The 13,341-nt window shown below is 31.5% G+C and carries 11 protein-coding genes; 8 read left to right on the top strand and 3 right to left on the bottom strand.

Annotation, left to right across the window (positions count from 1 at the left end):
• The first annotated feature begins 245 nt into the window (after nt 1-245).
• The 8 genes from NQ163_RS18690 (at nt 246) to NQ163_RS18655 (ending at nt 8,251) form a co-directional block, all read left to right on the top strand.
• Nucleotides 246-1,538, top strand: coding sequence for a tyrosine-type recombinase/integrase (locus NQ163_RS18690; protein WP_268191854.1), 1,293 nt, complete (start codon nt 246-248; stop codon nt 1,536-1,538).
• A gap of 2 nt (nt 1,539-1,540) precedes the next feature.
• A complete protein-coding gene (locus tag NQ163_RS18685) occupies nt 1,541-2,356 on the top strand; it encodes a hypothetical protein (protein ID WP_268191853.1) in 816 nt (271 codons plus the stop codon).
• 185 nt (nt 2,357-2,541) lie between these two features.
• A complete protein-coding gene (locus tag NQ163_RS18680) occupies nt 2,542-2,931 on the top strand; it encodes a helix-turn-helix domain-containing protein (protein WP_268191852.1) in 390 nt (129 codons plus the stop codon).
• 6 nt (nt 2,932-2,937) lie between these two features.
• Nucleotides 2,938-3,270: a plasmid mobilization protein gene (locus tag NQ163_RS18675; RefSeq protein ID WP_268191851.1), complete on the top strand. Its 333-nt coding sequence runs from the start codon at nt 2,938-2,940 to the stop codon at nt 3,268-3,270.
• Nucleotides 3,267-4,481 (top strand): relaxase/mobilization nuclease domain-containing protein, encoded by a 1,215-nt coding sequence (locus tag NQ163_RS18670; protein WP_268191850.1) that lies wholly within the window; start codon nt 3,267-3,269, stop codon nt 4,479-4,481. Before NQ163_RS18675 ends, NQ163_RS18670 begins: the two co-directional genes overlap by 4 nt.
• Nucleotides 4,482-4,548: 67 nt before the next feature.
• Entirely contained in the window at nt 4,549-7,218 is a 2,670-nt protein-coding gene (locus NQ163_RS18665) for a toprim domain-containing protein (RefSeq protein ID WP_268191849.1), read from the top strand.
• Complete coding sequence (locus NQ163_RS18660; protein ID WP_268191848.1) at nt 7,206-7,955, top strand: ParA family protein; 750 nt, start codon at nt 7,206-7,208, stop codon at nt 7,953-7,955. Before NQ163_RS18665 ends, NQ163_RS18660 begins: the two co-directional genes overlap by 13 nt.
• A gap of 44 nt (nt 7,956-7,999) precedes the next feature.
• On the top strand, nt 8,000-8,251 hold the full coding sequence (locus tag NQ163_RS18655) for a hypothetical protein (protein ID WP_268191847.1): 252 nt from the start codon (nt 8,000-8,002) through the stop codon (nt 8,249-8,251).
• 1,030 nt (nt 8,252-9,281) lie between these two features.
• Here NQ163_RS18655 and NQ163_RS18650 read toward each other — a convergent pair.
• The 3 genes from NQ163_RS18650 to NQ163_RS18640 are packed head-to-tail and all read right to left on the bottom strand — an operon-like array spanning nt 9,282 to nt 13,080.
• The gene (locus tag NQ163_RS18650) at nt 9,282-11,510 is read right to left on the bottom strand and encodes an AAA family ATPase (RefSeq protein WP_268191846.1); all 2,229 of its coding nucleotides are present in this window, start codon (nt 11,508-11,510) and stop codon (nt 9,282-9,284) included.
• Nucleotides 11,511-11,549: 39 nt separating this feature from the next.
• A complete protein-coding gene (locus NQ163_RS18645; RefSeq protein ID WP_268191845.1) occupies nt 11,550-12,518 on the bottom strand; it encodes a Kiwa anti-phage protein KwaB-like domain-containing protein in 969 nt (322 codons plus the stop codon).
• A gap of 4 nt (nt 12,519-12,522) precedes the next feature.
• Complete coding sequence (locus NQ163_RS18640; protein ID WP_268191844.1) at nt 12,523-13,080, bottom strand: hypothetical protein; 558 nt, start codon at nt 13,078-13,080, stop codon at nt 12,523-12,525.
• Nucleotides 13,081-13,341 lie beyond the last annotated feature (261 nt).

The raw sequence follows: 13,341 nt of genomic DNA, 5'->3' as shown, positions 1-13,341 counted from the left end.
AAAAGCGGCCACGACATAAATGCCATAACCGCCTTGATTTGAGGGTGGAGAGTACCGGAATCGAACCGGTGACCTTTTGACTGCCAGTCAAACGCCTTAACTGTATTGTTTTTTCTAGTTACCTATGGGTATTGTATTTTATAAGGATTTCAGGTAGATTTGTTATAGTTGATAATTCAAAATAACTAGTTGTAAATAATTTTTGTTAGTTATTTTGTTAGTGCAAAAATTATTCAAATATTAAAATGTCGAAAAAACTACCTGTAATTGTTCATCCAGAAATTAATGAAGAGGCTTTAAGAAGTGAAAAGGGTGTTTCACTAGTGGCATTTCTAGATACAGTTCGAAAACGAAAAGACGGAACATCTTCTGTAAAGTTAAAAATAATTCATCAACGTTATCCAGCTTATTTTTCAACTAAAATTTCTTTAACAGAGAAGGATTACTTGAAGCTATTTGAGAGAAGAATAAATTCAGATCTAAAAGAGAAAAAGGTTATTATTCATACATACTTGATGAGAGCATATTCCATCATTAATATGATGGATGAATTCTCTTTTTCTGAGTTTAAAGAGCATTTCAAAAAGAAACGTATAGATGCAAAAAGTGTCTACACTTATTACGAAAGATACATAGCTCAATTGAAATCTGAAGATAGGTTAGGAACTGCTCAGAATTATGAGTACTCCATGAAAAAACTAAAAGAATTTCATGGTAAGAAATCTATTGCATTTGAAACAATTACTCCAACTTTTTTAAGACAATTTGAAAATTGGATGATAGCGAATGGCCATAGTAGAACTACAGTTGGAATATATTGCAGACCTTTGAAAAAGATAATTAATGATGCTATAGAAGATGGCATTCTTGATAGTAAGAAAAGTCCATTTGGCGATGTTAAAAGAGGTCGTTATAAATCACCCGAACCTGAAAATCCAAAGAAAGCTTTAACTCTTGAAGAAATTGGGAAGATTATTAATTATTCTCCAGAGCCAGGATCACCAGAGCATTACTACAGAGATATGTGGGTGTTTTCTTATTTGGGAAATGGTATCAACATGAAGGATGTGTGCTTGTTAAAATATAAAGACATTTATTGTGATACAATTGTTTATGCTCGGGAAAAAGTGAAATACACCAATCGTTCTGCAAAAACAATCTCTATTGCACTAATTGATAAGAACAAGGAAATAATAGAGCGTTGGGGTAATCAGTCAGGGAGGAAGGATGGTTTTATTTTTCCGGTTCTCGAGGGAAATCCAAATGAGGAGGAAATAAAGAAAAAAGTGCAGCAGTTTGTTAAGCAAGTGAACAAGTATATGAAACGGATATCCGAAAAATTGGACTTAAATGTTTCTGTTACTACTTACTATGCGAGACATTCTTTTGTTACTGTACTTGTGCGTTCAGGTGTTGATATCCATACAATAGCTGAAAGTGTTGGCCACTCCAGTATGAAAGTAATTGATAAATATATCGCTAGTATCTCTAATGAAGAGAAAGTGAAGAATGTTAATAAACTTTTAAAATTTGAATAAGAATGATTCCAATTAGAAAATACAATATAGATCGAGAAGAACTTTTTGAAATGGCTAAAAACATAACACTTGAAGATGGTGAGTCTTGTTGGAAAGGGTTACATTATTTTGAGCCTAAGATTAGAGGAGTAATTGATGACATTCATATAAAAATGAAAGCCATTCTTAAATTCAGTAAAGAAAATGGTATTAAAACAATTGAAAAAGATCAGATTGATAAAATGATAGACTTTGTCCGAGGTGAGTTTGAAAATTGGGATCAAAGGTTTTTAGATGACTATAGAATAGACAGAAGGTTTGGCATGTATAGTTTTAAATTGTATTTGTTCCATAGAAATAAATTGATATCAAAGCTCAAAAAAATGAATAATCTAATTGAGCACTTGGATATTGTAAAGCAATTACAGAAAGATATTTTAATAGAGGAGAAAGAAGATAATATGAGGAGAAAAGATGCTAAGGCAATATTCCATTTGCCAGAAATTCATAGAGCTTGGGCCTTGGATAATCTTCAAATTGGAAAGTTTGATATTAGTCAAATTGCATTGTATTGTTTTTATGAAGGAGAAGAGGTTAATGCCCGTAATTATAAACAGATTGCTAAAAGACATGGAATTGTAAATGCTCATAAATTAACAGAAAGATACAACAAAGTAAAAGAGAAAGATAGCAGAATAGTAGGAAATAAATTACCAACTGATATCAACAGAATCTTTCCGTTACTTTCAGAAGTAGCACGTATTGAGGCAAAAGAAGACTTCATGGATTACAATAGAAAATACAAAAGAAATGTTGTTTTAATTGAGACACTGTCCTAGAAAATGTAAATGAAATTTAAGTGATTAGGTGTTGAGCCTAAACCTATTTTCAATGATTTAATATAGTTGATTCCCAGTTTTGCATTTGTCAAAACTGGGAATATTTTGTTACGCAATTTATTAACGATTATTATTGTCCATATGAATCTGTAATAAATGTATTTGTATCATTCTCACGATTGTTAATGAGAAGAAAATCTGACAGTTCGGTTTGTATCGATGAATGGTATATTAAAAAAATAGGAGGTATTAATATGAACAGTGTAATTGTTGTAAGCCCAAATGATTTAAAAGAATTTATAGAGGTTGCTGTTAAAAATGTTTTATCAGAACAGCCATTCAAAGAGAATTCTAAAAAGAAAAATGAAGTCCTTGTCTTGTCGGAAGCTGCAGAATATTGCAGAATGCCAGTTCCAACATTTAGGGAATATTTAGGAAGGAGAGAAATCAAAGGAGCAAAAATAGGTAAGTCATGGCGATTCTTCACAGAAGATTTAGATGAGTTTATGCATAAATATAAAGTTAAAACTCACTCTGAAATAGATAAAGAAATTGATGATGAATTGTCTAAGTAATTTAATATGGCGAGACCTAGAAAACTGCAGGAGGATTTACGTATTAATCAGCTAAATATCCGATTAACGGATAGCGAAAAATCCTACGCTCTGAAACAGGCTGAAATAACTGGTTTATCTCCTGCTAATTGGATAAGAACTTCAGCATTCTCAAAAAAAGCATTACAGATAAAAGTTTCTCCAATGCATCGAGCCTACTATCGGCAATTGGTAGGCTTAGGGAGTAATGTGAATCAGTTAACTAGAAAAATTAATCAGCATCAGTATCCAAAAATTTATCAGCAATTATTGGAGGTGAAAAGTTTATTAGTAAAGATTAATGAAGTGTTTCAAAAATGATAGGTAAGCAGGTTATAGGCACTTCCTTCCGATCTGTTTTAAACTATAATGAAGAAAAAGTCAAAAAAGGCGTTGCTGAAATAATTGCTAGCAATATGCTCGGCAGAGATTCCAGATCCCTAGCCAAAGAGTTTGGTATGATTAGAGCCTTAAAACCCAATGTTTCTAAGGCTGTTTATCATGTGTCATTAAGCATTTCTCCTGAAGAGAATCTAACCAATCATCAGTTTCAGGAGCTAGGTGAGAAATATCTTGAAGAAATGGGTTATAGAAATAGTCAATTTGTGATTTATCGTCATGCAGATACGGAATGTCCCCATATTCATATTATTGCTAATCGTATCGATATGGATGGTAAAGTTGTTAGTGATAAATGGAATTATAAACGTTCTGAAAAGATAATTCGAGAATTGGAAATAGAATTTGGGCTTCAACAAGTAAAATCTTCTTCTGAGGCAAATGAAAAAGCTCTTTCTAAAGGAGAGTTTGAATTTAATAAGCGAACAGCTTTAGCACCAATAAAAGTACAGTTGCAGGAAATGATAAAAGAAACTTTAAAATTTAGTGCAGATCAAGAGCATTTTCAAAATATTATGAATCAAATGGGCGCTAATGTGCAATTTCATAAATCAAAATCAGGACAAACTTTTGGTATAAGTTTCGAATATGAAGGAGTTTCGTTTAAAGGTTCTAAGCTAGGAAAAGCTTATTCCTGGAATAAAATAAAAACTCAATTAAATAATGGAAAAGATAAAACAGCAGGCCAGACAACAATTAAAGGAGAAAGCAGAGCTCTTAGATCAGCAGGTAGAACGCTTGCAGAATACCAACAGGAAAAACATACAAGAGTTATCGGAGGCTCTTCTTCCAATTACGGCCAATCTAAATGGAATAGTTCTTTCGATAAGACAAGAGGTGTTCGAAACTCAAATGCAGCAGAAGAATCTAAGTCATTTAATTCAAAAAGCAGAGTTTCAGATCGAAAAAATGACAGAAGCAAGCAAAGAAGTTCAGGAAGCAAAGATATCTCTAAAAATGAAAACGTATTTGTACGCCTTGCTAGTGGGTGTGATAACTGGGACGATGATTTTTCTCAGCTTGTTTCTGAACTTAACAATAAACAACTAGAAAACAACTATGACAACTCTGAGAAAGAGAAAAAGAAAAAACGGAAGAAGAAGTTAGATTCCTCAAAGGGAATGAGTATGTAGAAAATAAAAAAAGGTGAACGCCACATTCACCTAAATTTAAATACGCCACATTATTCATGTGTAATCTATGAGCAAAAATAACAAAAATGGATCTATTAACCTAATAGATAGGATAAATCAAAGTCCTGAAATGCAATTGAAAATTATTCAGCATTTTTTTCCACAAGCTACATTAAAGAATAAGTTTAAGACTCACGAAGAGAAGACTTCCTCTACATCTATTAAATTAAGTGATGGTAAATATTGGCTAAAGAACTTTGCTTCTTCAGGTAAGGCAATGGATTGTTTTAATATTGCAAAGGAGAAGTTAGATTCAGAAATGTCGGAAGTTCTTAAATATTTGACAAGTAATTTATTTCCTGAATACCGCTATAAGGAATATGGAACAAGCCTTAGAACAGTTGTCGAAAAGCAAATTTTTGCAATAAGAAGCAATCCAATAAATCAAGCCAAATCTTATCTTGAAGGACGAGGAATTAATTGTGGAAAATTACCACCCAATGCCTTTTATCAGAATAATTCACAGAATGGAAATCCTGATGGAGTTGTATTTCTTGATTCTAAAGAAAGATTAATAAACAAGAGATATTTAGAAGAAAAAGTAGGACGATGTAATTATCTCAATCAAGGTTCTTTAAACGAGTCTTTATATACTAATTGTTATCAAGAAAACAAGGATACTATTTTTATTACGGAAGGTGTTATAAATACTTTGTCTTTGTATCCTGTTTATTCAGGTATAGCAATTTTTAGTGCTACTAATAAAATTTCAAAGTCAGGAATTGAATCATTTATTCAAAATAAAAAGGTTGTAATAGCATTAGACAACGATAAAGGAGGGAATGAAGCTGCTAAAATTCTCTATCAGAAAATAATGGAATGGAATATATCGGTAATTTCTATTCACAAATTGATAGTTCCAGAAGGGAAGGATATAAATGATCTTTTAAAGGATAATAATTTGTTCTCTTTCTTAAAGCAGGTTGAAAACTACAAACAGCTTTACCCTGAATATATGGCCGATTCGGAAGATGAGAAAAGAGATGTTAATGATGTTGGATTTTTTAAAAGAAATAGCTGTTACTATGTAGAGGATCAATTTAAAGGGAAAGTGCGAGAGAGAAGAATTTCTAATTTTATCATGAAAGTTCTTTACTTTTTACCGGATGGATCGGATGATGCTAAACGAATTTTTTTACTTCAAAACAGATCTGGTAAATCTGTACTTTTAACAATATCTTCAAAAAATTTAAACTTAAAATCATTCAAATCCAGTATTGCATCGGTTGGTGGTTTTTCCTTTTTGGGGTCACAATACGAGTTGGATGTTATTCTTGAATCGTTAAGGGAAAGGGAGGAAACAGCCAATAATATTGACATATTAGGGTATCAATCCGAATATAATTTGTATGCCTTCAGTAATGGAATAATTCATGAAGGAGATTTTTGTAAAGTTGATAGGTTTGGTGTTGTAAAAGCTAATGGAAAATCTCTATATATTCCAGCTTTTAGTATAATTAACAAGCATTCTATATGGTATGACAAGGAAAAAAGATTCAAATTTTTATCTGGCAGGATAAAATTTGCGGAATGGGCTGATTTACTCTATAAAGCTTATCATGATAAAGCAGTGGTTGGAATGTGCTTTGTGATAGGTGGATTATTTCGGGATTATATATTCAGGGAATTGGGCTTTTATCCTTTTCTATTTCTGTTTGGGGATTATGGAGTTGGTAAAACGACATTTTCAGAATTCTTCTTAAGCTTATTTGGATCAGGGAATAGAGGGGTCTCACTAGAGGGAGGATCGACTTCTAAATCCGTTGCGAGAAGTGCGGATCAACAACGAAATGCCTTATTGTATCTTAAAGAGTTAAACGCAAAAATTGAATCTAAAATTACAGGATTCTTAAAGACTGCTTATGATGGTGATGGATATTCAAGAGCTCAACTTTCCAATGATAACAAAACTCATGATATTCAGGTTAATTCAGCAATCATGTTAGATGGGAATTACTTGCCTACTATGTCTTCAGCCTTATATAGTCGAATGATTATTTTAAACTTTTCGAGTCATCTCTTTTCAGATGAAGAAACCAAAGCTTTTCAGATTCTTAAAAAAGAGGCAAAAGCTGGTTTTGGTAAAGTGATATTAGAAATATTGAATCACCGATCGCATTTTGTTAGAGAGTTTAGGGAACAATTCGATCTTATTTATCATGATTTGAAGTTTCAGAATCCAAAAACTGCAAAATATTCTGAACGAAATGTAAAGCATATTACTTTGCTCTTAGCGATCTATAAAATAATGTGTGTTAAGTTGAATTTTCCAGTGAAACATGAAGAGTTGTATGACTGTTTGACGGAAAATGCTAGAGAGCAGGAAGAGTCTCTGCAGCATGTGAGTGAGATAAATCAATTTTGGAAAATAGTAGAATTTTTAAAATCAGAATCTAAATTGAATAAACAACATTTTAGGTTCATTAAGCATAATGGAAAGGATTTGTTAGGAATTCACTTCGGATTACTTTATCCACTGTATAGGAGATTTTGCCTTTCTCAAAACCAATCTGAACTAGATTCTGGAACATTATTAGCCTTATTGAAAGACCAGAAGTCATTTGTTAAGACCTGGCTAAAGGGTCGAGTTGATTCTCATACTATTAAAGGATTAGGAAGTGCATATTTATTTGAATTTGAAAATTTACCATTAGAAAAAGAATTATGGCTAAAATAATATCAATCATCAATCAAAAAGGAGGAGTGGGGAAAACAACGACCACCTGTTCATTAGCTAATGCTCTCGGTTTAAAAGGAAAGAAAGTATTACTTGTGGATATGGATCCGCAATCCAACTTATCTCAATCGTTAGGAATCTGCGATGTTGAAAATAATATATATCAAGCTTTAAAACGGGAGACTGAATTTTTACCAATAGAGGTTATGAATAATTTAAGTCTTGTTCCATCTTGTATGGATTTGAGCGCATTGGAAAACGAAATGAATAATGAGCCAGGCAGGGAATATCTACTTAAAGAATTGTTAGAGCCAGTTAAGGATCAATATGACTTTATTCTAATTGATTGTTCCCCCTCGATTGGTTTAATTGCATTAAATGCTCTTTCTGCTTGCGATACCTTTATAATTCCTGTTCTTCCCCATCATCTGAGTATTCAGGGCTTGAGCGGGCTAGCAGATGTTGCTAAAAAAATTAAATCTAGAATTAACTCGAAATTAAAACTGGAAGGAGTACTTATTACGCAGTTTAGCCACCGTAAGGTTTTACATCGTGATGTGCAGATGGCTTTGAAAAATCACTTCAAGGGAAGGTTATATAACACCACCATTCGAGAGAATATCTCTCTTGCAGAAGCACCTTCCGCTGGCTTAGATATTTTTCGATATGCACCCAATAGTAATGGAGCTGAAGACTATTTAAAACTATGTGAGGAATTTTTAAGCAAGCAATCCTAATATTTTGCTAATTGATACCATAAACACCATTAAAACCATATACTATGGCAGGAAAGAATTTTAAATCGGGTATTGATGGATTATTACAAGCCAGCACTTCCGAAAAAAAAGAATCTGATAAAAAAATAAGGAAAGGGATTAAAGCAACTTATTACTACGATGCAACACAGTTGGATAAAATAAAAGCAATTGCCTATTACGATAGAAAACCTATCGGAAAGGTGATTGAGGAGGCATTGGAAGAGTATATTAAATCTTATAAGAACTTGACCAAAGCTCAAAAGTTAAAGCGTTAAAACTGCTTAAAATAAAGGAAAGAATCTGCTGCATGGTGGATTCTTTTTTTTTGGCTTAAAAAAACTTCATTATAGATAAATTGAAAAATCATTGTAAACCTGTAAACCTTTATAGTATTATTATTTATAAAGTACATATAATCAATTGTCTATGTGATTGCATTAAGGTTTACAATGGGTTTACATAGATTTACATGAGTTTTTAATGCAAAGATAATTAAGGGATTATGGGGTTACATTGTTTTTCTTTATCAGATTTTTTTGGGGGATAAGCTTATTGTGATTTTATGGAATCTATATGGCATATGTTAAAATTTGTCTTGGGATAAGATGTCCATAAGCACAGATAAATTTCGAAATCTGAGGCCGCTTAGAGGAGTAGTTAAAACTTTTTACAAACTAAAAAAACTGAAAGATTCTGGAGTTTATATATTACCAGCCTTTTCGATTTAGTTGTTTTTTATCAGCAAGACTTGCTAACAACATTTGGTTAAGAGCAAGCCATGTTTTAGCTACGGAAAACCCTTGCACAACCACTTGAAATTTTCCACACATCCGTTTGAAAATTTATTACTCGGTACAGCTCGTGAGTTTTGAAATAATGGGGAAGTTAAGGTAGAAGAATCATCTAAATAGAATATGTTTTAATCTGATAGTTATTCTGATTTGTTGGATGGAATTGTAAGAAAAAAAACGATTTTGATGGAAGGAGAGCTTTTTTATAAACAGTGTCTGTCTCAAAAAATTCTCTTGTATCTTTTTGTCATTTCAAAAGATTAAAAATATTAGTCGACAAAAATGTGAAAGATCGATCTCCAATTAATGGTTTCCTGGACTATCTGGGGTAGCAGACTTTTCTACTCGAAAATGTAAAGTTCTATTCCTTGTTAGATAGGATTAAGGATCATAAATGGAGGTTTGGTTTTAAATGATAAAGAATCAATTTCTCCACAATATATTGAATAGTTGTGGAGAAATTCTTACAACAAGTAGCTTAAGAGATGTTATGCATTGGGTTCATAAGGATCGACTAACTATAAGCAAACTCCTCTTTTAGTTCTTCACCCATCATCATTTTGTAATGTTCGATATGATTGGTTTCTTCAAATATTCTTCTGAATACGTTTAAATATTTTTGTGATGTATCTTCTGGGTGTTCCAAAAATAAATCGTCAGGCATACTGTGCGATCCATCATTTATCCAACAAAGGAGTGACCTGCAAATGCTTTGCTCTTCTACAGTCTCAAATTTTTGTATTAGATCATTGTCTTTGTAACGTCCTAGTAGCTTAAAGTAATTTTCAATAATTCGACGCATTGAATTCTGTAAGCTAATGCCAGAATTCTGTCTCCAATCCTTAACCTCATTCCATAAAAGTTCATACGATGACGAAATTGGATTTTTATTCCCGTATGAATTTATGCTAGTTGTATTCTCATTTTTTCTAAGAATCCAAAATTCTGTATCTCCTTGTTCTTGCTTGCGGGAATCTGTAAATGAAACTTCTTTGTGGAAATATACATTATGGGTTAATACAAATATTTGTTTAATATTCGAATTATTAGATTTAATGTCTTTAATGATATCTTTTAGTAGAGAACTTACAACAAATAAAACAGTACTATCCAAACTTGATATTGGATCATCTACGACTAATATCCTATTCTCGGAAATTTCTGTTTCGTTGGTAGCTCCTTTGGCCAATTGTAAAAAGTATAAAAAGGTAATAAAAGTAACTTCCCCTTCACTTAAAGTTGACTCTGCGATAGAACCATCTTCCCTTTGTATTTGATAATGATTTTTAGATGTTTTTGATGGCTGAATGCTAAAATTTAAGAAGCCATATTGATTTAATATTCTATTTATTTCATCAATTGTAGGTTGTATGCTTGTTACATTTTTATTTAATTCAGTAACTTCTTTTTTCAATTTTGAATACTCATCTCTCTTATTCTTAATCTGTTTATCAAGACCATTAATAGCTTTTCTTATTTTACTTTCGTTAGTAATGTAGTCATGAATTACAAGTTTGGCTTCTTCAATTAAAAAACGCCAGAAGGAATTGATTAAAAGTAGTTTCTCAGCTTTATAGTTTTTAACCAGATCATTATGTGTGGCAATTCGTTCATTAGTTGAGTTTATTTGATTATTAATTTGTTCAATTATATCTTCTGATGTTACTAAACTCAAACTACGACTTGGTTCTTTTAGCTTTTGAGTAATTACCTCTCTATTGGCAATAATATGAGATTCGATTGCTTTAACTAAATTTGAGAAGTTTTCTATATCAAGATCAGGTTCTTTTTTTTGCTTTTCTTTTTCTAAAGTAGATTCTAATTTGTCAAGAACTTTTTCGGTGAATAGATTAAACTTATTTTGAGCTTCAAATAATTTAGAAATGGACAATTTGTACGATTCATCGAAGTATTTTTCCAATTTTTCTTTAAACTCTTTTGTTATAGTTGGTTGTTGACAAAACGGACAAATGTCATTTTCGTTTATATATTGAATTCCTTGATTAACCCAATCAGGATTATTTAATTCTTGAATAAGCTTGGCAATATCAATATCTGTTTTTCCTATTATTTTATCATTCCATATTGATAAGGATTCTAATTCAATTAATGGGTTAAAATCAAAGAGTTCAAAAGGAGTCTTCGTTTCTGGTTCTTTTTGAAAAATAATTTTTGATTTTTGCTCTAACTCATTTAAAGAAAGTAGCTCTGATTTATTATTAAGAAATTCAAGTTTTAATTTCTCTTTAAATTTTTCTTTGTATTTGAAGCCTACAAAAGCAGCTTCAAACTTGGTACTATATCTTTTGTAGAAAGCTTTCCATATATGTTCTTTGAAGCTATCTTCAAGTCTGTCCAGATCTTCCTTTTGAGTTGTTAGCGTTTTGTGGCAGTTTAGCCCTTGCTTTTTAATATCATCAAGAAGAATTTGTTTCGCTTTAATAATTTCGATTTCATCTTTATTAGCTTTCCCAAGTGTAAAAACACCATCTATTTCCCCATTACCAAAATTTTCTTCTCTGAATTTTTTATTGTACACCAATGTTTTCATTGGTTGATTGTTATACCATTTTAAGTCGCAACTTTCAAAACAACCTTCTTCAGGATTTTTTAGATAGTTGGAAAGAGTTGTTTTCCCACTTCCATTAGCTCCATACAGAAAGTTTACTTTTTTTAAATACGGTAATTCTATTCCATGCTCGTTATATGTAGCTACATTTTTTAGGGAAAGTAATTCAATCATTTTGAAGTAGTTTTTCGGTTAAAAATGATATAGGATTATTTATTTGCTTGGATCGTACTTATGCTTCACATCAACATCAAAACTTTCATCGTTGATTTTGGAAGTAAGTCGACCATTGTTAAGTACAACTAGAACTGAGTCAATATTATCTTCTGTAACGATCATTTTTCCATCTTCAGAATAAGAAATATCCCATTCTTCATCTTCTGAAACCATTTGTAATCCAGTTAGAAAATCTTGATCGAGATAGTAGCCAGCCTTTTTTACTTGTGATAGTTTTCTTAATCTAGGCAAGCTATCTCCAATTAGTTTCTTGATTTCATCTGCGTTGACAAATAGGTTTTTAGTTTTGAATTCTTCAATGATCTCATCTCTATTTTTTTCCATACCATTTCGAAAATTCAAAGCAGATTCGAAATTTCTTTTGTTGGCAATGAAAATAGTTCCATTAAATGAGAAAAAATCTACCTGATTATCAATTTTAAAAATGTTTTGTTGTTCTAAATCAACAAGCATGTTATCTGAAAAAATCATATTTAATCCTGGTTGGCGTATTTTTTTTGCCTTCCAACCATCAGAAATTTTTCGAACCGTATATAATGGTTCTTGCCCTTCTACATCCAATCTTGCAATATAAACCCAGGAATTGAGTAGATCTTGCATGTCATTAACTGTAGGAACCGGTTCGGCAGAATTGATATCGATTAATATTTGCTTTAAATCTGTATCTTCAACTTCAATACCCAGTACATTATCATCTAAATCGGAAGTGTTGAAATCATATTCAAGAGCTTCATTAGATGCTTCAATCTTGTTACTAGCAATGTTTCTAAGCTTATAACCTAAGTTTGGTTGGATATTAACCAAGTTTACTGTATAGCTAGCTGATCTGTTTCTAAGTCTACGTTTTACAATGTATAAAGAAACAGTAGCTTGGGTCCAATCAATGTCTTTAACTGTTTCAAATGATTCTTGAATGGTATCAATGATATTTACTATTTCTTCCATTATTTTAGATTTTAGGATTAATTTCGGTTACAAGTGAAATGTTTTCTGATAGTACAATAATTCTACATTTATCATTCTTTAGTGGTTTTTTACCCTGTACAAGGCAGCATTTTTCAATTATTTCAGAGTTTTGCTCGTAAGAAATATTGTATAAATTGTATCCAAACAATGCTAATGTAGGGTTAAGAAATATATTGTGAGTTTTTAATGTTAATAGGTAAAGTATCAGCATAAAAAAAGCAAAACTTAATAAGGAGTTTATACTATCCAGATCCAAAGCGAAAAAGGATACCATATATGGGATGCTGTAATTTAATAGGTCGCTAGATCTATTGGAAGCATATAGTACTTTTACAGGAGGAACTGATATTTTGGGTTGTCTAACTGCAAAAAGAATTATAACACAAGAGAAAATACTTATGCAAATGCCAGTCCAAACTAGAGCAGGATGAGATAGCTTCCAAGTTTCAAAATCTAGATCCTGAATTAGGAAAATTCCCCAAAGTGGTGAATAGGCACTAAGGAACAAAAATATGGATGCTATAATTCTGGTATTAAGCATTAATACTTGATTTGTTTTTCTGTTATAAGAATATTTCTTATTGTTTATTCTTAGCTCGACTTTGCAAGGTAAGAAAAATGAAATAGAAATAAGCCTGCCATGTTTGTCAAGTTATATATTTATGTTTTTGTCAGACGAAATGGTAGGGTGTTAATAATATATAACCAGTTGATTGTCAATGAGAATTAAGTGTTGTCAGTATGGTTGCTATTTCATTGTCATAAAGTATTGTCTTTATTGTAAGTAAATACCTGCCATACT

The organism is Marinifilum sp. D737 (assembly GCF_026672275.1).
Taxonomy (GTDB): Bacteria; Bacteroidota; Bacteroidia; order Bacteroidales; family Marinifilaceae; genus Marinifilum.
This window is presented reverse-complemented; position numbering and strand designations above follow the sequence as displayed.